This is a genomic window from Williamsia serinedens, from assembly GCF_024171725.1.
In the GTDB taxonomy this organism is placed as follows: domain Bacteria; phylum Actinomycetota; class Actinomycetes; order Mycobacteriales; family Mycobacteriaceae; genus Williamsia_A; species Williamsia_A serinedens.
The window spans coordinates 586,964-610,430 of sequence record NZ_JAMTCG010000003.1 but is presented as its reverse complement, the minus strand read 5'-3'; the positions used below and the strand labels follow the sequence as shown (position 1 = coordinate 610,430).

Below are 23,467 nucleotides of genomic sequence, written 5' to 3'. Positions count from 1 at the left end.
ACAGATGAATCCGGCACCGAAGGTCTACGGTCGCTGCGTGATCGAGGTCCGACCCGCGTGGCCGCCGGATGCGGAAGCGATGGCCACGGTGCAGAACGCCATCCACCGTGCGGGGCTGCGGGCGACTCCGGTCGACACCGACGGCGTTCGCGAACGGCATCTGGACGAGGTGCATTCGATCGCATGCACCGTCGCGGTGGACGATGGGCGGGTCGTGGGATTCCAGTCCCTCAAGCGGGCCTGGATCGACAACCCGTACGGCGTCCCGGTCGGGTGGGGGATCATCGGAACCCACATCCATCCCGACGTGGGCCGTCGCGGAATCGGCCGTCGGCTGTTCGTCGTCGCCCACGCTGCTGCGGAGGCGGCCGGACTCCGGCACATCGATGCGACCATCCGCGCGGACAACGCACCTGCTCTCGCCTATTACTCGTCGCTCGGCTTCGTCCCCTACCGGCAGGAGCCCGGAAGCGCCGTCGTACCGCACCGCTACGACGTCTGACATCGAGCGTGCCGCACGGGCGATACGCTGCCCCCATGATCGGGAGCACGTCGGACGGCGCCGTCACGACCATCGAGTTGCAGCGGCCGGAGAAGCGCAACGCTCTCGACCACGCGATGGTCGCCGACCTGGCCTCGGCCTTCGACGACGCCGTGTCGTCCGGTGCGCGAGCGATCGTGCTCACCGGCGCGGGAGACGTGTTCTGCGCGGGTGCGGACCTGTCGGGCCCGGTGTACGACCCCGATTTCCTCGGCTCGCTCGTCGCGACCCTCACGCGCCTGGAGTCCGTTCAGGTTCCAGTGATCGCCGCGCTGAACGGGAGTGCGCTCGGTGCGGGGCTGCAGCTCGCGATGATCGCCGACCTGCGGGTGATGGCGCCGGGTGCGATCGCGGGCATCCCGGCCGCCAAGATCGGTGTGGCGGTGGACGAGTGGACGATCCGGCGACTCATCTCGCTGGTGGGCGCCGGGACCGCGCGGGGGATGCTCATCGGCTGCGACCCACTGACCGCGGACCACGCTCTGGCAACGGGTTTCGCCAACCGTCTCGGCGACCTCGCGTCCGCGCAGGAGTGGGCGGCGACCATCGCCGAGCTCGCGCCACTGACGCTCGCCCACTACAAGGCGGTGTTCACCGGGGACGGTGCTCGCGACGATGCGCCGGCCGACCGGCAGGCCGCGATGATGCGGGCATGGGAGAGCGAGGATCTCGCCGAGGGCCGCGCCGCGCGGGCGGAGAAGCGCGCGCCCCGATTCCTGGGCCGCTGATCGGCGTCAGCGCTTCGTTTTCTTCGCTTTCTTCTCGGCCTTCGCGGCGGCCTTCTTCGTCGAGGCGCCGGGCCGATAGACGTGACGCCCGACATCGGGCGGCGTGGTGACGACACCAGGTCCGCCGGCCCGGATCCATTCGCCGATCGCATCGATCGCGGACGCCGTCAGCACCTTCTGCAGCCACACCGGCCGACCACCCTCGGCGCGACCGGCTCGCGACGGCGACACGACGACCACGTTTGAGCGCTTGCAGTCGTCGAGGCAGTCGCTGGTGCGCACCCGTGCGACATCGCGCACCGACTCCCGCAGCACGTCGAGCTGGGCGTCGTGGTCGACGTCGGGATGCTTCTTGCGGGTGCCGCAGCAGCATCCGCGACACACGGTCACCGTCGGCATCGTCGCACTCATCGCCCGCCACGGTACGGGAGACGTCGAAGGATGCTCTACGGCACCAGCGAGTGATACGCAAGGCTAAGAGCTGCGAGTTTTCGCGCCGGAAACATGGCGGCACCGCATTCGACACACCGCGTCCCTACTTTCGCGCTATTGCCCAGTAGGGGGCGAGATCCTCACTGCGAGAACAGGGGGCACCCATGCCCGGCGAACAGGAGAGCTCATGACGGACACCGTGGCGGAACCGCCGAACACCACGACCCTCGCGACCGGACCGGCGGCCGCGGCGACCCGCGAGACCCTGGAGGACTACACCCTCCGGTTCGCACCCCGCAGCTACCGCAAGTGGGGCCCGGGGGTCGTCGCGATCTCCGCGCTGGGTGGCATCGCCTACCTCGCGGACTTCGCGATCGGCGCGAACATCGGGATCGCCAACGGCACCGGCAACGCGCTGTGGGGCATCCTGTTCTTCGCGATCGTCGTCGTGCTGACCGGCTACCCGCTCGCCTACTACGCGGCGCGGTACAACATCGACCTCGACCTGATCACGCGCGGAAGCGGTTTCGGCTATTACGGGTCCGTCGTCACCAACGTCATCTTCGCGTCGTTCACGTTCATCTTCTTCGCCCTCGAGGGCTCGATCATGGCGCAGGGCCTCAAACTCGGCCTGCACATCCCGCTGTGGCTGGGTTACCTGCTCTCGTCGGTGCTCATCATCCCGCTGGTGATCTACGGGATGAACACGCTGGCCAAGCTGCAGGTGTGGACCACCCCGCTGTGGCTGGTCATGATGGTGCTGCCGTTCCTCTACCTGCTCATCACGCACCCCGACGCGATCGGTGACTTCCTCGCCTACAGCGGCGGCACCGACGCGAAGGGCGGACAGGGTGTCTCCTTCGCGGGCACGATGCTGGCCGCTGGTGTGTGTCTGTCGCTCATCGCCCAGATCGCCGAGCAGATCGACTACCTGCGCTTCATGCCGCCGCGCACGGCGGAGAACAGCCGCAAGTGGTGGACCGCGGTCATCACCGCCGGCCCGGGCTGGGTCTTCTTCGGCGCCATCAAGCAGGTCGTCGGGCTCTTCCTCGCGGTCTACCTGATCCTGAACTTCACCGAGCAGGCCGGCGTCGCCAACCAGCCCGTCGAGCAGTTCCTCGCCATCTACGAGGACTTCATGCCGCACTGGCTGGCGCTGACCCTGGCCGTCATCCTCGTGGTGATCAGCCAGATCAAGATCAACGTCACCAACGCCTACTCGGGTTCGCTCGCGTGGACCAACAGCTTCACCCGCGTCACCAAGACCTACCCGGGTCGCATCGTGTTCCTGGTGTTCAACGTCGCCATCGCCATCGTGCTGATGGAGGCGGACATGTTCAGCTTCCTCAACAACCTGCTGAACTTCTACGCCAACTGCGGCATCGCGTGGATCGTCGCCGTCGCCTCGGACATCGCCATCAACAAGTACCTGCTGAAGATCTCCCCGAAGCAGCCGGAGTTCCGCCGCGGGATGCTCTACAACGTCAACCCCGTCGGGTTCGTGTCGGTGATCGTGGCCGCCGGTGCGTCGATCCTGGTGTACTTCCACGTGTTCGGCGACGCCATCCAGCCCTACTCTCCGATCGTCGCTCTGGTGCTCGCGCTGGTGCTCCCGCCGATCATCGCGCTGGCCACCCAGGGCAGGTTCTACCTGCGGCGCACCGACGACGGCATCGACATCCCGATGCTCGACGCCGACGGCAACCCCACCGACGTGAAGCTGATGTGCTGCGTCACCGGGGTCGAGTTCGAGCGCCCCGACATGATCGCCTCGGCCAAGCCGGGTCCGAACGGGGAGAAGCAGTACATCTCCTCGCTCGCCTTGTCGTGCGACAAGACAGGCGAGCACGTTCTGCCCGCCCAGAAGTGATCGCCCGACGATGATGGGGGTGTGACACGACGCAGCGCCCGCGAGGTGATCGACGTCCTGGCCGACGACGGCACCTGGCAGAGCTGGGACACCCCCGTCGTCGTCGACACGGACGACCCCGGGTACGCCGACGATCTGAACAGCGCCCGACAGACGACCGGTGAGAACGAATCCGTCCTCACCGGTCGTCTGCGCGTCCGGGGGCGCTCGATCGCCGTCGTGGTCAGCGAATTCGGTTTCCTCGCCGGGTCGATCGGACGCGACGCCGGCGCACGTGTGACCGCTGCCCTCCGTCGGGCCACCGCGGAACGCCTGCCGGTGCTGGTGCTCCCTGCCTCCGGCGGCACCCGGATGCAGGAGGGCACACCGGCCTTCCTGCAGATGGTCACCATCACCGCGGCGGTCGTCGACCACAAGGCCGCACACCTGCCGTATCTGGTGTGTCTCCGTCACCCGACCACGGGTGGCGTGTTCGCGTCGTGGGCATCACTCGGCCACGTGACCATCGCGGAACCCTCTGCGCTGGTGGGCTTCCTGGGCCCCCGCGTCTACGAGGGCCTGTACGGCGAGCCGTTCCCCGCCGAGGTGCAGCGCTCGGAGAACCTCCGTCGCCACGGCATCGTCGACATCATCTGCGGCGTCGACGAACTCGCCGTCATCGTCGACGCCGTGCTGCGGATCATCGACTCGGACGGCGCCGGTGATGCGTCGTCGACGGGCGTCGACGGGCGCCCACCGCAGGTCGACGCGTGGGACTGCGTCGTCGCGTCTCGGCGTGGTGACAGGCCGGGTGCGCGAGAACTGCTGTCGCGCATCGCCTCCGACGTCGTCGACCTCAGCGGTACCGGTGAGGGCGAGAACGATCACGGGCTGATCGTCATGCTGACCCGCATCCATGGCGACGGCGTGGTCGTCGTCGCCCAGGATCGTCGGCTGCAGCGCCCCGGCTCCCGGCTCGGCCCGGCCGCGTTGCGTGTGGCCCGACGCGGGATGCAGGTGGCAGCCGATCTGCGTCTGCCGCTGGTGACGATCATCGACACCCCCGGCGCCGACCTGTCGGTGGATGCCGAGCAGGGCGGTCTGGCCGGTGAGATCGCGCGCTGCCTGGCCGATCTCGTCGCGCTGCCTGTCCCGACGGTGTCGGTGCTGCTCGGCGAGGGCGCCGGAGGAGGGGCGTTGGCGCTGCTGCCCGCCGATCGGATCGTCGCCGCCTCACACGCGTGGCTGGCGCCGCTCCCTCCGGAGGGTGCGAGCCTCATCGTCTTCCGCGACACCGACCACGCCGACGTCATGGCCCGTCGTCAGGACATCGGCGCGGCCACGCTGGCCGAGCGGGGACTCGTCGACACGGTCGTCGACGAGGGCGACCCGGCCCGCGATCCCGAGGGCTTCGCACGGGCGATCGGAGCCGCGGTCACGGCGGCGATCGCCGAGGCCCGGGCGATCCCGGAAGACCGTCGCGCGGCCGATCGCGCGGCCCGCTTCGCGGGCTGACCCACCCCGTCGAGTGGGCGTTACCGGACGTCGGTTGGGCGGCTCACGACACAGACCGTCTGGAAACGCCCACTCGACGTCTGGAACCGCCCACTCGACGTCGGGAACCGCCCACTCGACGCGTTTCGAGCCAGGGGTGCGACGGACGACGGGAACTCAGGGCCAGAAGATGGTCCCGCCGGCGAAGTCCTGGGCGAAGCGGTTGCCGACGCGGTACTCGTCGGTCTGCGGCATCCCGTAGTAGCCGCGAGAACCGCCCATCGCGGCCCAGCGACCCAAGATCTTCCCCCACACCTGGTGGGCGCCGGCCGAGGACGACCAGTAGATGTTCCCGCCCTGGAAGTCCTGGCGCTTGCCGCGACCGGGTACGTCCTGCTCGTCGGTGACCGGGTAACCGAGGGCCTTGCGCTCGTAACCGAGCTGGCCCCACTTGGTGCGGATGGCCCCGCCGACGAAGTGGGCGTTCCCCGAGTCGACGCCGGCGTTCCAGTAGAACGACACGTTCTTCTCGAACACCTGGAAACGCCCGTTGCGGTATGCGACGCGCTCGCCGGTGATCGGGTTGCCCCACGTGTCGACGCCGCCGGTGGCGTCGAACGCCTCCTCGATCTTGCCGCCGACGGTGAACTCGCCGTAGACGGTGTCGGCGGACGCGGGGGCGGCGGTGCAGACGGTCGCGGCCGCCGCACCGGCGAGGACGACGCCGAGGACACGGGCGCGGAGGGTGGGAAGAGCCATGTACATGACGCCTATGGTCACATCCCCGTCGCGGTGACGCGTCACCACCCGAACCGCAGATCGTTTCCGCGGCGAAAAGAACGAGGCAGCTGACGGTGGGCAGCGGTAGCGTTCTGGAGGTGCTGCCTCCACCTCTCCCGACGCCGGAGAACCGGCCGTGCTGATCCGTCTGCTGCGGACCTACCTCGCCCCCTACCGCCGTGAGCTGGGGGCGGTCGTCGTCGTCCAGATCATCGCCACGATCGCGATGCTCTACCTGCCCACGCTCAACGCCGACATCATCGACAACGGCATCGCCCGCGGCGACACCGACTACATCCTCCGCATGGGCGGGTGGATGCTCCTGTTCTCCGTCGTCCAGGTCATCGGGAGCATCGCGTCGAGCTTCTTCGGCGCGCGGGCGTCACTCGGAGCCGGTCGCGACCTGCGCCGCGACCTCATGCGCCGCGTCGGGTCGTTCTCCGCCCGCGAGGTGGGCACGTTCGGTGCGCCGTCGCTCATCACCCGCACCACCAACGACGTCCAGCAGGTGCAGCTGCTCGGCGTGATGGCCGCGACGATCCTCGTCACCGCACCCATCATGTGCATCGGCGGCATCGTCATGGGTGTCCGCGTCGGCGCCTCCCTGGCGTGGGTGCTGGTGATCGCGGTCCCCGTCCTCGGCGGCGCGATGGCACTGATCATCGCGCGGATGATCCCGCAGTTCCGGGCCATGCAGGTGCGCATCGACGCCGTGAACCGCGTTCTGCGCGAACAGATCACCGGTATCCGCGTGGTGCGCGCGTTCGTCCGGGAGGACCACGAACGTCGCCGGTTCGGCGACGCCAACGACGACCTCACCGCGGCGTCGCTGCGCGTCGGCCGCCTCGTCGCCCTCATGTTCCCGACCGTCCTGCTGATCACCAACGTGACCATGGTCGCGATCGTCTGGGTCGGCGGCTACCGCATCTCCGACGGCGCCGTCGAGATCGGTGCGCTCACCGCGATGATCAGCTACGTCATGCAGATCCTCATGGCGGTCATGATGGCCTCGTTCCTGGCGATGATGGCGCCGCGTGCGTCGGTCTGCGCCGAACGCATCACCGAGGTGCTGGCCACCGACAGCTCCGTCGTCCCCACCCCGACCCCGATCGGCTTCGCCGGCGATCCGGGCCGCGTCGAGTTCCGCGACGCGCAGTTCCGCTACCCGGGCGCCGACGCCCCGGTCCTGTGCGACCTCACGCTGACCGCCCGCCCGGGCACCACGACCGCCATCGTCGGGTCCACGGGCGCAGGGAAGACGACGATGCTCTCGCTCATCCCGCGCCTCATCGACGTCACCGCCGGCGCGGTCCTCGTCGGCGGCACCGACGTCCGCGACCTCGACCCCGAGGTCCTGCGGGCGGCGATCGGCGTCGTCCCGCAGAAGCCCTACCTGTTCTCCGGCACCATCGCGTCCAACCTGCGGTACGGCAAGGCCGACGCCACCGACGACGAGATCTGGGAGGCGCTGCGCATCGCCCAGGCGGACGGGTTCGTCCGCGATATGCCCGACGGCCTCGACACCGCCGTCGCGCAGGGCGGCACCACCGTGTCCGGCGGGCAGCGACAACGCCTGGCCATCGCCCGCGCTGTCATCCGACGACCGTCGATCCTGCTCTTCGACGACTCGTTCTCCGCCCTCGACCTCGCCACCGATGCCCGCGTGCGCGCCGCGCTGAAGCCGGTCACGCGCGAGGCCTGCGTCATCGTGGTCGCGCAGCGGGTCTCGACCGTCGTCGACGCCGACCAGATCGTCGTCCTCGAGCACGGGAGGACAGTCGGCATCGGCACCCACGACGAGCTGCTCGCCTCCTGTCCGACTTACGCCGAGATCGTCGACTCCCAGCTCGCCGCGCAGGGCGCCCGATGAGCCGCCCGGACGTCAGGCGGGCGGGATGAGCCGCCCGGGAGGCCCGATGGCCGGCGGCATGCCGGGGGAGAAGGCGCGCTCGTTCCGGCCGTCGGTGCGACGACTCCTCGGGCTCCTCGCGCGCCGCCGCCTGTCGCTGCTCGTCGTGGTCGCGTGCACCGTCGGCTCGGTGGTGCTCACGGCGATCTCCCCACGGATCCTGGGTCACGCCACCGACATCATCTTCGCGGGCGTGATCGGGGCGCAGCTGCCGTCGGGGATCACCAAGGCGCAGGCGGTGCAGGGACTTCGCGAGCGCGGCCAGGGCACCTTCGCCGACCTCGTCGCGTCGACGGACCTCACCCCCGGAGTCGGCGTCGACTTCACCGCTCTCGGCCGCACGCTGACCATCGTGCTGGCGCTGTACGTCGTCTCGTCGATCCTCGCCTGGGCGATGGGCCTGCTGCTCAACGTGACCGTGCAACAGACGGTCCGCGAGCTCCGCGCCGACGTCGAGGACAAGATCCACCGACTCCCGCTGTCCTACTTCGACCGCACCCCGCGCGGCGAGCTGCTGTCGCGGGTCACCAACGACATCGACAACCTCGCGCAGTCGATGCAGCAGACCATCACCCAGCTGCTCAACTCGGTGCTGACGGTGATCGCCGTCCTCGTCGTCATGGTGGTCATCTCGCCGCTGCTGTCCCTGATCGCGCTCGCGACCGTCCCGCTCGCGGTCCTCGCGACGGCGCTCGTCGCGAAGCGGTCCAAACCGCACTTCCTCGCGCAGTGGAAGAACACCGGCCGACTCAACGCGCAGGTGGAGGAGGCCTTCACCGGGCACGAGGTGATAGCGCTGTTCGGTCGTCGCGACGAGGTGCAGGAGCGGTTCGACGAGCGCAACGAGACCCTCTACGCGGCGAGCTGGAAGGCCCAGTTCATCAGCGGGATCATCATGCCCGCGATCATGTTCCTGGGGAACCTCAACTACGTCGCGATCGCCGTCGTCGGCGGACTGCGGGTGGCGTCGGGATCGCTCAGCCTCGGCGAGGTCCAGGCCTTCGTCCAGTACTCGCGGCAGTTCACCCAGCCGCTGACCCAGATCGGGTCGATGTTCAACCTCATGCAGAGCGGTGTGGCGTCGGCCGAGCGCATCTTCGACATCCTCGACGAGGAGGTCGAGACCCCCGACCCGCTGAAGCCAGCCACACCGCCGTCCGACGGCCGCGGCGCGGTCACCTTCGCAGACGTCGACTTCCGCTACCGCGACGACCAGCCGCTCATCACGCAGCTGTCGCTGGCCGCCCGGCCGGGGAACATGGTCGCGATCGTCGGGCCGACGGGCGCGGGCAAGACCACGGTGGTCAACCTGCTGATGCGCTTCTACGACATCCACTCCGGCAGCATCGAGCTCGACGGGGTCGAGACGCGGTCGATGACGCGGGCCGACCTCCGGTCGCGCACAGGCATGGTGCTGCAGGACTCGTGGCTCTTCGGCGGGACCATCTGGGACAACATCGCCTACGGCGACCCCACCGCGAGCAGGGAGGCCGTGCTCGAGGCCGCCCGCGCGGCCCACGTCGACGGACTCGTCGCCACGCTTCCTGACGGGTACGACACCGTCATCGACGAGGAGGGCGGCGGCGTCAGCGCCGGCGAGAAGCAGCTCATCACCATCGCGCGGGCGTTCCTCGCCCGTCCGCAGCTGCTCATCCTCGACGAGGCGACGAGCTCCGTGGACACCCGCACCGAGCTGCTCATCCAGAAGGCGATGGTGGCGCTCCGGGCCGACCGCACGAGTTTCGTGATCGCACACCGCCTCTCGACGGTGCGCGACGCCGACCTCATCCTCGTCATGGAGTCCGGGCGGATCGTCGAACAGGGCACCCACGACGAGCTCCTCGACGCGCGAGGCGCCTACCACCGGCTCTACACCAGCCAGTTCACCGGTCCGGTCGACGACGTCGACGCGGTGGCCGCGGGGCGCTGACGAGCGCTCAGGCGTGCACGGAGCCGGGCAGACCCGCGATCACGGGGACCACCGCCTGCACCGGTGCGTGGCGTCCGTCCTCGACGGTCACCGTGAACGAGTCCCCGTCGACGAGCGGCGCGCCGGGCACGTAGACGAAGGCGCCGTCCTCGGACACGGTCACCGTTCCCCGCGCGGGGGCCGCGGCGAGGGTGAAGCGGCAGGGCGCGGCGTCGTCGGCGACGACGGACCCGTGGATCGGACCGCCGATCGCGGTGACGCCGGCGGCGGTGGTCACGTAGCCGCGGCCGTCGGGGCCGGTGAGGACGTGGCGGGCGAACTCGCCGGTGACGGCGGCCGACGTGACCGCGCCGGTCTCGGTGTCGACCACGCGGACGCAGTCGTCGAAGGCGGCGGCGACGATGACCCACCGGCCGTCGGCGGTGACGGCGACGCCGGTGTGGAACGTCTCGAGCGGGGTCGTCGCGACGACGGCCATGGTCGTCAGGTCGACGGTCATCAGCGAGCGTGTCCCGTCCTCGACGAAGTGCGCGCGGGTGCCGTCGGGGGACACCGCGACGTCGAAGACGAACCCGTCCGCGCGGAACGTGCCCGCGGGCCGCGGATCGCGCAGCGGTGAGCCCACCAGGTGCAGACGGGCGTCGGTGGTCGACTCGTCGACAACGAGGGCGGTGCGGGCGTCGGCGGTGAGCACCAGCGCGCGGGGTCGCCCGCACCCGCCGACACGGGCGAGGATCGCGTGATCGGTGACGTCGACGGTGACGATCTCGCCGGCATCCGTCGCGACGACCACGGCTCGCCCGTCGACGACGGCGACGGCGCGGGGACCGGTCAGGCCGATCGCGTCGACGACCTCGAGGGTGGCGACGTCGACGACCTCGACGATGTGCAGTTCGGGCAGCGTGACGTAGAGACGGCCCGTCGCGCGGTCGAGGGCGAGATCGGAGGGTCGGCCGATGAGGGCGACACTTCCGAGCACGGTCATGGTCTCGGTGTCGACGGCGACGACGCTCGACGCGGTCGCACTCACGGTGAACAGGCGTCGGCCGTCGGCGGAGAGCGCGAGCCCGCAGGGGTGCTCGTCGACGGTCACACTCGTCGACCCCATCGAGTTCGCGGTGTAGGCGACGGGCCACGAGTGGCCGATCGCGGTGACGATCGGGGCGATCGCGACGGCGGAACGGCGTCCGCGGTCGTCGCTCACGACCGCGCGGAAGGTGTCGACGACCGGCGTGCGGGCGGAGGCCCGGTGGCGGTCGGCGGTGCGCGGGAGGTAGGTGAAGGTGCCGTCCGCCGCGACGGTGACCGACCCGTGATGAGGCGGGGACGTCACCGTCAACGCGTCGCGCGCCTCCGAACCGGTGGTGATGCGGCCGTGCACCCCGCCGTTCGCCGGCGCGCGACGGGCCGTGGGAACCGGGTCCCGGTGGCGGCGCAGACCGCCCCAGCGGGCCCGCGCAGGGGCCGACGCTGCGCGCGGCGGTGTCACGACGGACGCGCTGACCAGCGCATACGTCGATGGGGTGATGGGGGAGGGGTGCAGGTCACCGACGGTGACCACCTCGTCGTGCATAGGGCTCGCCTTCCGGCTCGAACGCGTCAGGTGAGCGAACCGCGCCGTTCATCTGTCAGGTCACATCAAAACACAGAATTCACCGGGTTTCGGCACGGAGTTCACATCGTGGGGACAAGTCCTAAATTGTTGAGTCCGTGAACATTTCGCGGGTGTAAATAGTGCGATAGGAAACGAATTCGGTCTTTGTCGTAGTGAACTGCTGGACAGGCCTCTTACGCTCGTCGGGTGCCCGCCGTCATCGCGACGCTGAACCTCAAAGGCGGGGTCGGGAAGACGACCGTGACCGCCGGCCTCGGCGAGTTCCTCGCGGGCGAGTTCGGACGCCGGGTGCTGCTGGTGGACCTCGACAGTCAGATGAACCTCACCGCGATGATGATCGGACCCGATCGCTGGGTCGACCTGAACACCCGGGGTGCGACGCTCGCGGCCCTGTTCGCCGACGCCGTCGACGGGACGCGGACGTTCCGCCTGGCCGAGGCGCTGCAGCGTGACGTGTCGACGGTGGACGGGGTGGCCGGCGTCGATCTCGTCCCGTCCTCGCTCGACCTCATCGAGCTGACCGAGGAACTCAGCGCGCTGCGGGTGCGCCGCGACGACACCCTCGCTGCCGTCGGGATCCTCGGTGACGCGCTCGCCCCGGTCCTCGGCGACTACGACGTCGTGCTGCTCGACTGCCCGCCCTCGATGGGCCCGCTCACCCTCAACGGATTGGCCATGGCGCACGGCTATCTCGTCCCGACGATCCCCGATGTGTTGTCCACCTACGGGATCGGGCAGGTGCAGACACAGATCGCCCGATTCGCCGCGGAGCTGGGGAGGCCGATCGTCGAACTCGGCGTCGTGGTGAGCAAGTACCGGGCGAACGCGACCGTGCACCGCGAGACCGTGTTGCGCCTCCGCCGCGACCCGACCATCGCCCATGTGCTCCCCGGGTATCTGGGGGAGTCGAACGCGATCGCCGCCGCGGCGCGCTTCGACCACTGGCCGTCGCTGCGGGCCCGGTACGGCGCCCGGGGGCAGTTCGACCAGTTCCGCGAGCTCGCCCGGACCGTTCTCGTCGAGGCCGAACACAAACTGCCCGAGGCGACCCCGCGACCCTGACTGTCCGACGAGGGCGTGTTGGGGCAGAAACCGTTGGCGCACAACGTATGTGACCGGTTCTGCCGTTCGTCCGTCCGGGTGACGTCAGGAACGAGGCCCCACCGGTGCGATACGCGATCGTGGCGATTTCGTCACGCGGAAACCCCCGAGCCCGTGACCCGGCCGTGCGACGATCGGCCGATGACGTGGGACGTGAGGAGTGCGGAGTGGGAGTGACGGTGGCCATCACGGGCCCCACCGGCGAGATCGGCATCTCCGCGGTGACGGCACTCGAGGCCGATGACCGAGTCGATCGGATCATCGGCATGGCCCGCAGGCCGTTCGACCCCTCCGCGCACGGGTGGACGAAGACCGAGTACCGGCAGGGCGACATCCTCGACCGCGAGGCCGTCGACGGGCTCGTGCGTGACGCCGACGTCGTGGTGCACCTGGCGTTCATCGTCCTGGGATCGCGCGACGAGGCCGCCCGCGTGAACCTCGCGGGGACCACCACCGTCTTCGAGGCCACGATCGCCGCCGAGCGACCGACCCGCATCGTCTACACGTCGTCGGTCGCCGCGTACGGCTACCACGACGACAACCCGCTGCCGCTGACCGAGGACACCCCCATCCGGGGGTCGGCAGAGCACTACTACTCGGCGCAGAAGGCCGAGTGCGAGCTCGCCATCGCCGACCTCGTCGAGGGCAGCGACCTCGACGTCTACACGCTGCGTCCGTGCATCGTCGCCGGCCCCAAGTCGCCGGCGCTGGCCGAGTCGATGCCGTGGAACATGCTCCCCGGCCCGGCGAAAGCGCTGCTCAACGCCGTCCCAGGCCTCAAGATGCCCTTCCCGGACCACGGCGTCCCCGTGCAGCTGGTCCACCACGACGACGTCGCCGAGGCGATCGCGATCTGCGCCGTCGCCGACGCGCCGCCGGGTGCGTACAACATCGCGGGCGACGGCACCGTCAGCCTCGGCGAGATCGTCGAGGCGCTCGGCGGTCAGCCGGTCCCGTTCCCTGCGATCGGGGTGAAGGCGGCCGCCGAGGTGGTCAAGCGCATGCCGTTCCTGCCGTCGTTCGCCGAGTGGATCCACATCGGCCGGACGTCCGTCGTCATGGACACGTCGCACGCCCGGGACGACCTGGGCTGGACACCGCGCCACTCGGCGCGGGAGACGCTCGACGATCTGGCCGCCTCCCGCGCCTGACCCTGCTCAGGGCACCAGGCGGAAGATCGGGAAACGGCGGCCCTCGGCGGTCTTCTCGTACTCCTTGAAGCCGGACGACGCGGTGGTGAACTGCTCCCAGGTCTGTGCCCACTCGTCGGCGCCGACCTCGCTGACGGCCACCGACACGGTCTCGACACCCCCGTCGCCGGGCTTCTCGACGTCGATCCGCGGGTGCGCGCGCAGGTTGTGCACCCAGGCCGGGTCCTTCGGTGACCCGGCCGCCGAGCCGACGACGAGCCAGGCGTCGCCGTCGGGCAGTGCGAAGAGCGGCACCTCGCGGACCTTGCCGGACTTCGCGCCGACGGTGTGCAGGATGAGCAGGTTGTCGCCGAACCCGGCGGTCTCCACGTGACCGCCGTTGCTGCGGAACTCGTCGATGATGGTGGCGTTGAAATCGGTCATGAGGTGATCTTGCTCCCGCGCCCGGGGAAGCGACAGGTGTTCGCGCCCCCGTGACGCACTCGGCGAGAGACGGACGGCGGCGTCCGTCAGACTGTCCCGCATGCCACAGAGCCCCGCCACGCCCCCGCCCGTCGTCGAACCCGCGGTCGGCGACATGTTCCGGTGGCGTCGGGTCGGCGCCGACGACCTCGCCGACGGTGGTGTCGTCGCCCCCGGTGACCGGCTGAGCTGGCCGCGCACCGTCGGGATCGGTCTGCAGCACATCGTCGCGATGTTCGGGGCCACGTTCCTGGTGCCCGTCCTGACGGGTTTCCCGCCGGCGACGACGCTGTTGTTCTCCGGCATCGGGACGATCCTGTTCCTGCTGATCACCCGCAACCGGCTGCCCAGCTACCTCGGCTCGAGCTTCGCCATCATCGCGCCGGTCACCGCGGCGTCGGCGTCGCACGGGCAGAGTTCGGCCCTCGGCGGTCTCGTCGTGGTGGGTGCGCTGCTCGTCGTCATCGGGCTGATCGTGCATCTCGCCGGGACGGGGTGGATCGAGGCGCTGATGCCGCCGATCGTCACCGGCACCATCGTCGCGATCATCGGCCTCAACCTGGCCCCGACCGCGAAGACCAACTTCACCAAGGACGCGGTCACCGCGACGATCGTGCTGGTGCTGCTCGTCGCGGTGCTGATCTTCTTCCGCGGACTGTTCGGACGGCTGGCGATCGTGGTGTGCGTGGTCATCGGCTACCTCGTCGCCCTGGCCCGCGGCAAGGTCGAGACCGACGCGATCGGTGCCGCGTCGTGGGTGGGCCTGCCCGATCTCACCGCGCCGTCGTTCCACCTCTCGGTGCTGCCGTTGTTCATCCCGGTCGTGCTGGTGCTGGTGGTCGAGAACATCGGGCACGTCCGCTCCATCACGACGATGACCGGCGTCGACCACGACAGGCAGATCGGGCGCGCGCTGGCCGCCGACGGCCTGGCCACCGTCATCGCGGGCTCCGGGGGCGGGTCGGCCACGACGACGTACGCCGAGAACATCGGCGTCATGGCGGCCACCCGCGTGTACTCGACGGCCGCGTACTGGGTGGCCGGCGTCGGCGCGGTCCTGTTGGGGCTGTCGCCCAAGGTCGGTGCGGTGATCGCATCGATCCCCGCGGGTGTCCTCGGCGGCGTGACCACGGCCCTCTACGGTCTGGTCGCGGTGCTCGGCGTCAACATCTGGGTGTCGGCACGCGTCGACTTCACCCGTCCGATCAACCAGTTCACCGCGGCCATCCCGCTGGTCATCGGGATCGCCGACTTCGCCTGGACCATCGGCGACCTCGCGTTCGGTGGCATCGCACTCGGCGCCGTCGCCGCGCTGGTCATCTATCACGCGATGCGCATCGTCGGAGGGTGGCGGGGGACGGTCGTCGAACCGTCGCGTGAGAACGTGAGGTCGTGATCCGCTTCTTCGACGTCGACGAGCCCGCCACACCCGGCGGCGAGCCGCGCTACCGTGCGACCGAGATCGCCCTGGCCGGATGGGGACCCGACCACGTCGCCGGGCCTGCGGTCGTCGGGCTGCTCGCCCAGGTCCTCGAGGACGCGCACGGCGTCGACGGCTTCGTACCCGCCCGGCTCACCGTCGAGCTGTTGCGCACCTTCCGCACGGCGCCGACGACGGTGCACACCGAGATCGTGCGCACCGGCCGCCGGATCGTGGTCGCCCGCGCCGAGGCGGTCCAGAACGACCACGTCGTCGCGATCGCCACGTTCGTGCAGTACAAGCGGACCGAGAACGCGCCGGGTGAGAGGTGGCTGCCGGACCTGACCGTGCCGGCCCCACCCGCCCTCGACGATCCGTCGTCGGAGGCCGCGGCCTGGTACCACTCGGCGTCGTCGGGGTGGACGACCGAGCTCTCCGACCACCTGAATGCCGACCGCTTCACCGCGTGGTGGAAGCCGCCGCAGGTGACCGCCGGTCGTGAACCCAGCCCGTACGCGCGGGCGGTGATGGTGTCGGAGTGGACCAGCCTGGTCACGAACATCGGCACCGACTGGGTCGGCTACATCAACGGTGACCTGACCGTCGCGCTGTCGCGGGTCCCGTCGTCGGAATGGGTGGGCGTGCAGGCGCTGTCGCACCTCGACGCCGACGGGATCGCGGTCGGCACGTCGGTGATCACCGACCGCGACGGTGCCATCGGTTCGGGCACCGTCACCGCGATCGCGAACGCGCACCCGTCGGTCGACAAGTCCTCCACCCCGTCGGGCAGCGATCGCTGACGGACCTCAGGCGGCGTCCTTGCGACGGGCCAGGACGGTCATGAACACCAGCGCGACGAGCGCGATCAGCATGAGCATCGTCGACGCGGTGTAGGCGCCGTACTCGTTGCCCTGCTGATGACGTCCGTAGACGAGCAGCGTCAGCGACTGGGAGACGCCGGGCTGGTTCGACGACACCATGATCACCGCGCCGAACTCGCCCAGACTGCGTGCGACGGTGAGGATCACGCCGTAGCCGAGACCCCATCGGATGGCGGGAAGCGTGATGCGCAGGAAGGTCTGCCAGGCCGAGGCGCCGAGCGTCGCCGCGGCCTCCTCCTGCTCCACACCGATCTCGCGCAGGACCGGCTCCACCTCACGCACGACGAACGGCAGGGTCACGAAGATGGTCGCGAGCACCATGCCGGGCACGGCGAAGATGATCTGGATCCCCCAGTCGGCGAGGAACCCGAACCAGCCGTCGACGCCCCACACCAGGATCAGCGAGACGCCGACGATGACCGGTGAGATGGCGAACGGCAGGTCGACGACGGCCTGCACGATCGCCCGGCCGCGCCAGGTCCCGCGGGCCAGGGCGAGCGCGATCACGACGCCGAAGACGACGTTGAGGGGCACCACGATGGCGACGATGAGCAGCGACAGGTTGATCGCCGAGATTGCCGCCGGCGACGACATCGAGTCGAGGAACGCCCCCACGCCCGGCGAGAACGTCCGGTACAGGATCAGCCCGAGCGGCACCAGCAGCAGGATCGTCAGGTAGACGAGCGTGAACGTCCGGTTCGCGTAGCGCGCGGCCCTACCGTGCTGCACGGGTCGGGGTCTCCTTCCGGGAGAGGCGGTCCGCGGTCAGGCGCAGCACCAGCAGCACGACGAACGAGATCGCCAGCAGCACCACCGACACCGCGGCGGCGGCCTGCGGACTGTCCTGTTCGATCAGCGACCGGATGTACTGCGACGAGACCTCGGTCTGTTTCGGGATGCCGCCGCCGATGAGGACGACGGACCCGAACTCACCGATGGCGCGTGAGAACGCGAGACCCGCGCCCGACAGCAACGCCGGCGCCAGCGCGGGGAACACGACGCGGCGCAGCGTCGTCGACGTGCGGGCGCCGAGCGTGGCGGCGGCCTGTTCCGCTTCCCGGTCGAGTTCGAGGATGACCGGCTGCACGGTGCGCACGACGAACGGCAACGTGACGAACAGCAGCGCGATCCCCAGTCCGATCTTCGTCTGCTGCACGTGGATCCCGACGGGGCTGTCGGGGCCGTACAGCGAGAGCAGCACGATGCTCGCGACGATCGTCGGCAGCGCGAACGGCAGGTCGATGAGGGCGTCGACGATCCGCTTGCCGGGGAACGAGTCCCGTGTCAGCACCCACGCGATCTGTACGCCGACGATCGCGTTGATCACGGTGACCACCACCGACGTCCCCACCGTCACCTCGAACGCGGCGACCGCCGCGTCGGAGGAGACGGCGTCGACGAAGGCCGACCAGCCGCCGTCGACCGATCGCGCGACGATGGCGGCGATCGGGATGAGCACGATGAGGCTCAACCACAGTGTGCCGGCCCCGATCCCGAGGGCGGTGCCGACACCGGCGCGCCGCCCACGCCCCGGCGGGGGTGTGGGCGGCGCGACGAGCGAGGCGGGGACCGCCACTATCCGGTCGCCTTGGCGTACACCTGGGTGAGCAGACCGTTCTGCTTGTCGAACAGCTCCTTGTCGACGGTCTTCCATCCGCCGAGGTCGCTGATGGTGTAGACGGTGCCCAGTGTCGGGAACTGGCTCGCGGTCTGGCTCGCGACCTGCGGGTCGACGGGCCGGAACCCGGCCTGCGCCCACAGCTTCTGACCGTCGGCCGAGGTGATGTAGTCGACGAAGGCCTTCGCCTGCGTCTCGTGGCTGCCCTTCACGACGGCGACGGGGTTCTCGATCTTGAACGTGGTCGGGGGATCGATGAAGTCGACGTCCTTGCCCTGGCGCTGCAGGTTGATGGCCTCGTTCTCGTAGGAGATGAGGACGTCACCGGAGCCCTGCAGGAACAGGTCCGAGGCGTCGCGACCCGACCCGGGACGGGCCTTGATGTGGTCGGTGACCAGCTTGCTGACGAAGTCGATCCCGGCCTGCTTGTCCTTGCCGCCCTGGCTCGCGGCGGCGTACGGCGCGAGCAGGTTCCACTTCGCCGACCCCGACGACCGCGGATCGGGGCTCACGACCGTGATGCCCGGCCGCAGCAGGTCGTCCCAGGTGCGGATGTTCTTGGGGTTGCCCTTGCGGACGACGAGGGACACCACCGACCCGAACCCGATGCCCTTGTACTGGCCGGCGTCCCACGACGGGTCGACCTTGCCCGCGGTCACCAGGCGGGTCACGTCGGGCTCGACGGAGAACGCCACGACGTCGGCGGCGAGACCCTGGACCACCTTGCGCGACTGGTCACCCGAGGCGCCGTAGCTCTGGTTGAAGCCGACGCCCTTGCCGGCGGCGGTCGCCTGGAAACCGGGGATGACCTTCTCGAACCCGGGCTGGGGGACGGCGTAGCCGACGAGCGACAGCGTCGTGGTCGTGGCGGCCTGACTGGCCCCGCCGTCCGCGCTGTCGCTGGTACCGCCACCGCAGGCGGTGAGGCCCACCGCGGCCGCCAGCGCGACGACCATGGGGGCGAGGATCCGTGACCGCGTCACGCGAACACCTTTCGTCGTCGGGTCCGATGAAGGATCCGTCGGGCAGGGGAGGCGCCGGGACCGACGCGGGCGACCCGGCGGAGGCCCGCCGATTCGAGCAGGGACGCTAGCAGAGGGGTTCGCCCCGGCTCGGTGCCGAAAAGTACTGTGCCGAGCGAACTTCTGGTGCCGTCGACCGACGGGTCGGTGCGGTCGCCGGATAGTCGCAGTTCACGACAGGGCTGGTGGCGGGTGTTCGCATGGGCAGACCGTGGTCGCGGTGTCGGACAAGCTTTTCGATCCCGGTGATCGCAATGTCCGACTCGTGCACCGATCGCTCACCGTTCACAGATGCGTCGGCGGGACCGGTGCGAGACGTCGGACGAGTCGGTTGACGATCCTACGGTCGTGCCATGGCAGACGGGATGAGGGCGGACGTCGGGGCGGTGGCCCGGTTCGCCGCCCTGCAACGGGCGGCGGGCGCGGACCTCGGCGCGATCGATCCCCGGCGCGTCGGGCTGGCCACGGGGGAACTCGCGGGGTCGTCGACCGCGGTGGCGCTGCGCCGCAGCGTCGACGCCATCGCGCAGGCGCTGGCCCGCGTCGCGGAGGGGGTCGAGGACCTGGGCAGGCGGACCGCCTGGGGCGCAACGGCCCTCGACGACGCCGACGAGGCAGCGGCGGAGGGTCTGCGGCGGGGTGGCGGGTGAGCGAGCCGTCGGCCGACGTGGTCGCCGGGTGGAGTCGCGACAGCCACCGGCTCGACGAGGTGGCCGTCGACCTCGACACCCTCGTCGACCGGTGCGACGAGCAGATCGCTGCGGTCGTGCGCGGGTCGCAGGATGTGGCCGAGCACTGGACGGGCACCGCGGCGGCCGCGCACGACGCCGCACTGCAGGCTCGGCGCACGGAGGCCGCACGTGTCGCGCTCGCCGCGCAGGCGGTGATCACCGCGTTGCGGGGTGCCGGCCCCGACCTGGTGCACACCGTCGCCGCGGCCGATGCGTTCCTGCGCGCGCTCGCGACCGACGGGTATCGCGCGGATGCCGATGGTCGCGTCCAGCCCGTACCCGGACGGCCACAGGCCGACGTTCCGCGCGACGCGAGTTCTGCACTCGCGCTGTCGATCGCGACGGTGAACGCCGCCGGACACACCGACACGCTGCGACGGTTGGTGGCGGCGGCGCGGGACGCCGACGCGGTGCTCGCCGCCGCTCTCGACGCGGCCACGCCGGGTGTCCACGCCGAGGCCGCCGCGACGCCGGGCACGCTGCTCCCGCTGGGCCCGCCCGCCGAGGTGGCGCGCGTGTGGCGCGGCGCCTCGGTCGGACAACGGATGGCCTGGGCAGCAGCCGATCCCGACCTGGGTAACCGAGCGGGCATCCCTGTCGCCGACCGCGACCGACTCAACCGGGTGCGGCTGTCGGGGATGCGCGCGGCCACCGCCGACCAGCGGGCGCTCCGACGGCGGTTGGCACGGCCGGACCGGTTCCTGCTCACCCTCCGCGACGACGGACGGGCGGTCGTGGCCGTCGGCGATCCGGACGTCGCCCGCGACGTCGCCGTGATGGTACCGGGAACCGGCACGACGTTGGCGTCTCTGACGACCAACCTCGACCGCGCGGACCGGTTGCGTGGTGCGGCGGGCGACGGCTCGTCGACGAGCGTGGTGGTGTGGCAGGACTACGCCGCACCGGCCGATCTCACTGCCGCGGCGAGCCCGTCGGCGGCGCGGGCCGCGGCCGCCGGTCTCGGTGGGCTCACCGCCGATCTGCGCGCGACCCACCTCGGTCCGCCGGCGCATCAGACGGTGATCGGGCACAGCTACGGCAGCACCGTCGTCGGGGTGACCGCCTCCCGGCCGGAGGGCCTCGACGCCGCCGACGTGATCCTGGTCGCGAGTCCGGGAGCCGGGGGTGTGCTCACCGCGTCCGGGCTGCACCTGACCGGCGTCGAACCCGGTGAGGTGTCTGACCACGTGTGGGCGGTCACGGCAGACCGGGACCCGATCCGGCTGGCGTCGCCGTACGTGCTCGGTCGGGACCCGACCTCACCGCTGTTCGGCGCTCGGGAACTGCCGTCGTCGCCCGGCGACCCGCCCTGGGCTCCACACAGCCGGTATGGGATCGAGAACCACTCCAGCTACTGGGAACCGGGCTCACCGACGCTGGCGGCGATGGGCGCCGTCATCGCCGGTCGCGGGGATCGGTGAGGTGCGGCGGACGCTGGTCGCGGGGCGGCCGCTGGTCGCGGGGGCGCTGATCGTGCCCGTGCTCCTCCCGGCGGCGCGCATCCGTCGCTCGCGACGCCGGGGCCCGACGGCGGTCGATGAGGACCGCCCGCAGGGCGCCCCGCAGCGAGCGGGCCACGTCCTCCCATCTCCACGACTCGACGAGACACGCATGGGCCTCCTCGACGTCGTCGCGGTCGGCCGCCGCGTCGGCAGCGGTCTCCCACTCGTCACGCTGCCCGACGCACGCACGGTGGCACCGCAGGATGACGTCACGGTCGCGCTCCATGACCGCGGCGACCTCGTCAGGTCGCAGGGCCGCGGCCTGGGTGGTGGCGACGAGGAGCAGCGCCTCGAGCGGGGCCGGCAGCGTCACCGTCCGGCCGGCCGTCGTCGTGACGTCGGTGGTGCGGATGACCGTGGCCGTCGGATCCGGCTGTGTGACAGCCACACCGGCGTCGTCGGTCGCGCTGTCGTGCTCGGGGAGGGCGTCGCGGATCTCCTGCACCCCCTCGTCGAGGAAGGCGAACCACCGGGCGAGTTCCGAGCGCAGGTTCGCCGGCGAGAAGTCGGCGGCCTCGATCCGCATCCGCGCGACCAGCGCTCCGGAGCGGACCGTGACCGCGACACCCGGCCATCGATCCGCGACGACGAACAGCATCTCGGCGGTGACCGCCTCAGCGGCACAGATGCGGGTGCAGAACACCTCGATCGCCGCCTCGTCGTCGCGGACCCGCAGCCACGACGGGAGAGCCGTGGGCATAGGGATGTCGCCGTCGGCGTCCTTGTGCACCGGCCGACCGGAGATCTCGGCGATGGTCGTGTCGACCATGTGCTGCAACGCCTCCGGGCTGTCGGGGCTCCCCCCGATCGCCGGTGCGGGGGCCGCAGCGGGGGTGCCGTCGACGAAACTGGCGTCCGGCACCGCGAACACGTCGCGGAGCACCGCGACGGTGCACCGGGCGAGCCGGTCGGCGCGGCGGCGGGTGACCTCCATCGTGTGCGGGAAGGTGCCGCGCGGCCGCCATCCCGCATCGACGAGCATCGCGTCCTCGTCGGGCGTCGCGTTGCAGACGGTGACGCGGACACGCGTCGTGCCGTGGGTGGTGATCACGACGAACGGGGTGTGTTCCCGCGACAGCTCGTCGTCGCACAGGACATCGAGCCGGATCACGTGCGAGTCACCGGGATCGATGCTCGCGAGGCGGTCGCCGAGGTCGACGGTGAACCGTCGCCACCCCGCCTCGACCGCGCCGTCGAAGCACTCCATGACCGCCCTCCTTCCCGTGCCACCGTCGTGGTGATGGGGAGAAGGTAGCGGCCGGGTCCGACAGTCCTGTCCGGCTCAGACGGTCAGCAGATGGGGGACCGGGAGGATGTAGCTCGGCGTCGGGATGAGGCCGGTCTGCGGCGGGAACGGTCCGAACACGACCAGCGCCACGGGACCGGCGCCGGTGCGCAGGACGACGCCGCGGTCGGGGTAGTCGAGGGGGTTCGCCGGGGCCACACGGTCGGGGAGTCCGGTGGTGCCCGAGGCACCCGTGCGCAGGTTCACCCACGCCACCGTCAACCGGGACGGCTCGAGCAGGAAGCGCTGCAGCACGGTGACCGTGCCCCGGCCGTGGTCGATGACGGCGTCGACCCGCTGGCCGGGATTGCCGCCCGGGTGCAGGGTGATCACCTGCGGCGCGGGTGCGGCCGCGGCGGTCCCGGCGCCCACGAGTCCGGCGCCGAGGGTGAGGACGACTGCCGATGCGGCGAGAAGGCTTCGGATGCGTGACATGGGCGTTCCTCTCAGCGGGTGGACGAGGCGGTCAGGACGGGCGGACAGGTGCCGGTGCGTTCGCCGATGGAGTTGATCTCCGCGTTGGACCGCGGATCGCCGGCGTAGTTCGTCTGGTTCGTGCAGCGCGAGTAGTCGACACCCGGCTGCCCGCCCGGGGTGATCACCGGCGGGCAGGTGCCGGTGCGTTCGCCGATGGAGTTGATCTCCGCGTTGGACCGCGGGTCGCCGGCGTAGTTCGTCTGGTTCGTGCAGCGGGACAGGTCCACGCCGTTCGGGGCAGCGCCGGTGGGGACGACGGCCGGAGCGGTCGTCGTGGTCACCGGGGTGTCGGTCGTCGGAACCGCCGACGACGACTCGGACGCGGTGGAGGTCACCGGTGAACTGAGAGGCACCGACGAGCTCGAGGATGCGGTGGAACCGTCGGATCCATCGCTCGAACACGCAGCGAGGCCGGCGATGGCGACGACGGACCACCCGGCGATCACAGCCCACATCAGCACCGTGGTGAGGCGGCGACGTGAGCTCTCCGGCGAGACGGATGTACGGATCATGCCCCGATTGTCGGAGGCGGCACGGCT

Annotated in this window: 22 protein-coding genes; 12 read left to right on the top strand and 10 right to left on the bottom strand. The window is 70.6% G+C overall.

Features of this window, described 5'->3' with window-relative positions; genetic code table 11:
- Nucleotides 1-37 precede the first annotated feature (37 nt).
- Together LX12_RS10240 and LX12_RS10235 are read left to right on the top strand one after the other, a co-directional pair.
- The gene (locus LX12_RS10240; protein ID WP_253654421.1) at nt 38-502 is read left to right on the top strand and encodes a GNAT family N-acetyltransferase; all 465 of its coding nucleotides are present in this window, start codon (nt 38-40) and stop codon (nt 500-502) included.
- Between the two features lie 35 nt (nt 503-537).
- Complete coding sequence (locus tag LX12_RS10235) at nt 538-1,269, top strand: enoyl-CoA hydratase (protein ID WP_253654420.1); 732 nt, start codon at nt 538-540, stop codon at nt 1,267-1,269.
- A gap of 6 nt (nt 1,270-1,275) precedes the next feature.
- On the opposite strand, the gene LX12_RS10230 is transcribed toward LX12_RS10235, so the two are convergent.
- Nucleotides 1,276-1,680: a (2Fe-2S) ferredoxin domain-containing protein gene (locus tag LX12_RS10230; RefSeq protein WP_253654419.1), complete on the bottom strand. Its 405-nt coding sequence runs from the start codon at nt 1,678-1,680 to the stop codon at nt 1,276-1,278.
- Nucleotides 1,681-1,888: 208 nt separating this feature from the next.
- Here LX12_RS10230 and LX12_RS10225 point away from each other — a divergent pair, with 208 nt between their 5' ends.
- A complete protein-coding gene (locus LX12_RS10225) occupies nt 1,889-3,571 on the top strand; it encodes a purine-cytosine permease family protein (protein ID WP_253654418.1) in 1,683 nt (560 codons plus the stop codon).
- A 21-nt stretch (nt 3,572-3,592) separates the two neighbouring features.
- The gene (locus LX12_RS10220) at nt 3,593-5,065 is read left to right on the top strand and encodes a carboxyl transferase domain-containing protein (protein WP_253654417.1); all 1,473 of its coding nucleotides are present in this window, start codon (nt 3,593-3,595) and stop codon (nt 5,063-5,065) included.
- A 156-nt stretch (nt 5,066-5,221) separates the two neighbouring features.
- Here LX12_RS10220 and LX12_RS10215 read toward each other — a convergent pair whose 3' ends face one another.
- On the bottom strand, nt 5,222-5,803 hold the full coding sequence (locus LX12_RS10215) for an LGFP repeat-containing protein (protein ID WP_253654416.1): 582 nt from the start codon (nt 5,801-5,803) through the stop codon (nt 5,222-5,224).
- A gap of 157 nt (nt 5,804-5,960) precedes the next feature.
- Between LX12_RS10215 and LX12_RS10210 the strand changes: the two genes are divergently transcribed.
- A complete protein-coding gene (locus LX12_RS10210) occupies nt 5,961-7,694 on the top strand; it encodes an ABC transporter ATP-binding protein (RefSeq protein WP_253654415.1) in 1,734 nt (577 codons plus the stop codon).
- A gap of 25 nt (nt 7,695-7,719) precedes the next feature.
- A complete protein-coding gene (locus LX12_RS10205) occupies nt 7,720-9,663 on the top strand; it encodes an ABC transporter ATP-binding protein (protein WP_253654414.1) in 1,944 nt (647 codons plus the stop codon).
- Between the two features lie 7 nt (nt 9,664-9,670).
- Here LX12_RS10205 and LX12_RS10200 read toward each other — a convergent pair whose 3' ends face one another.
- Nucleotides 9,671-11,236: a YncE family protein gene (locus LX12_RS10200; protein ID WP_253654413.1), complete on the bottom strand. Its 1,566-nt coding sequence runs from the start codon at nt 11,234-11,236 to the stop codon at nt 9,671-9,673.
- A 228-nt stretch (nt 11,237-11,464) separates the two neighbouring features.
- Between LX12_RS10200 and LX12_RS10195 the strand changes: the two genes are divergently transcribed.
- Nucleotides 11,465-12,340, top strand: coding sequence for a ParA family protein (locus LX12_RS10195; RefSeq protein ID WP_253654412.1), 876 nt, complete (start codon nt 11,465-11,467; stop codon nt 12,338-12,340).
- Nucleotides 12,341-12,546: 206 nt separating this feature from the next.
- Nucleotides 12,547-13,530 (top strand): NAD-dependent epimerase/dehydratase family protein, encoded by a 984-nt coding sequence (locus tag LX12_RS10190; RefSeq protein ID WP_253654411.1) that lies wholly within the window; start codon nt 12,547-12,549, stop codon nt 13,528-13,530.
- Between the two features lie 6 nt (nt 13,531-13,536).
- Here LX12_RS10190 and LX12_RS10185 read toward each other — a convergent pair whose 3' ends face one another.
- Nucleotides 13,537-13,953, bottom strand: coding sequence for a nitroreductase/quinone reductase family protein (locus LX12_RS10185; RefSeq protein ID WP_253654410.1), 417 nt, complete (start codon nt 13,951-13,953; stop codon nt 13,537-13,539).
- Between the two features lie 154 nt (nt 13,954-14,107).
- Between LX12_RS10185 and LX12_RS10180 the strand changes: the two genes are divergently transcribed.
- Nucleotides 14,108-15,388, top strand: coding sequence for a uracil-xanthine permease family protein (locus LX12_RS10180; protein WP_253654602.1), 1,281 nt, complete (start codon nt 14,108-14,110; stop codon nt 15,386-15,388).
- On the top strand, nt 15,385-16,212 hold the full coding sequence (locus LX12_RS10175; protein WP_253654409.1) for an acyl-CoA thioesterase domain-containing protein: 828 nt from the start codon (nt 15,385-15,387) through the stop codon (nt 16,210-16,212). The genes LX12_RS10180 and LX12_RS10175 overlap by 4 nt, the downstream gene beginning before the upstream one ends.
- A gap of 6 nt (nt 16,213-16,218) precedes the next feature.
- Here the strand turns inward: LX12_RS10175 and LX12_RS10170 are convergent, their stop codons facing one another.
- From LX12_RS10170 to LX12_RS10160, 3 genes are read right to left on the bottom strand one after another with little or no spacing between them, the layout of a single operon-like run.
- The gene (locus LX12_RS10170) at nt 16,219-17,022 is read right to left on the bottom strand and encodes a sulfate ABC transporter permease (RefSeq protein ID WP_253654408.1); all 804 of its coding nucleotides are present in this window, start codon (nt 17,020-17,022) and stop codon (nt 16,219-16,221) included.
- Nucleotides 17,009-17,869, bottom strand: coding sequence for a sulfate ABC transporter permease subunit CysT (gene cysT, locus LX12_RS10165; RefSeq protein ID WP_253654407.1), 861 nt, complete (start codon nt 17,867-17,869; stop codon nt 17,009-17,011). The genes LX12_RS10170 and cysT overlap by 14 nt, the downstream gene beginning before the upstream one ends.
- Nucleotides 17,869-18,867: a sulfate ABC transporter substrate-binding protein gene (locus tag LX12_RS10160; RefSeq protein WP_253654601.1), complete on the bottom strand. Its 999-nt coding sequence runs from the start codon at nt 18,865-18,867 to the stop codon at nt 17,869-17,871. Before LX12_RS10160 ends, cysT begins: the two co-directional genes overlap by 1 nt.
- A gap of 419 nt (nt 18,868-19,286) precedes the next feature.
- Here LX12_RS10160 and LX12_RS10155 point away from each other — a divergent pair, with 419 nt between their 5' ends.
- Together LX12_RS10155 and LX12_RS22230 are read left to right on the top strand one after the other, a co-directional pair.
- Nucleotides 19,287-19,583 carry a hypothetical protein gene (locus tag LX12_RS10155; protein ID WP_253654406.1) on the top strand — a complete coding sequence of 99 codons (297 nt, stop codon included), beginning with the start codon at nt 19,287-19,289 and terminating at the stop codon, nt 19,581-19,583.
- On the top strand, nt 19,580-21,085 hold the full coding sequence (locus tag LX12_RS22230; RefSeq protein ID WP_253654405.1) for an alpha/beta hydrolase: 1,506 nt from the start codon (nt 19,580-19,582) through the stop codon (nt 21,083-21,085). Before LX12_RS10155 ends, LX12_RS22230 begins: the two co-directional genes overlap by 4 nt.
- On the opposite strand, the gene LX12_RS10145 is transcribed toward LX12_RS22230, so the two are convergent.
- From LX12_RS10145 to LX12_RS10135, 3 genes are all read right to left on the bottom strand, one after another.
- Nucleotides 21,060-22,373 (bottom strand): TY-Chap domain-containing protein, encoded by a 1,314-nt coding sequence (locus tag LX12_RS10145; RefSeq protein WP_253654404.1) that lies wholly within the window; start codon nt 22,371-22,373, stop codon nt 21,060-21,062. The genes LX12_RS22230 and LX12_RS10145 overlap by 26 nt on opposite strands.
- A 75-nt stretch (nt 22,374-22,448) precedes the next feature.
- Nucleotides 22,449-22,886 (bottom strand): hypothetical protein, encoded by a 438-nt coding sequence (locus tag LX12_RS10140; protein WP_253654403.1) that lies wholly within the window; start codon nt 22,884-22,886, stop codon nt 22,449-22,451.
- Between the two features lie 11 nt (nt 22,887-22,897).
- Nucleotides 22,898-23,440 carry a hypothetical protein gene (locus LX12_RS10135; RefSeq protein ID WP_253654402.1) on the bottom strand — a complete coding sequence of 181 codons (543 nt, stop codon included), beginning with the start codon at nt 23,438-23,440 and terminating at the stop codon, nt 22,898-22,900.
- Nucleotides 23,441-23,467: the final 27 nt, after the last annotated feature.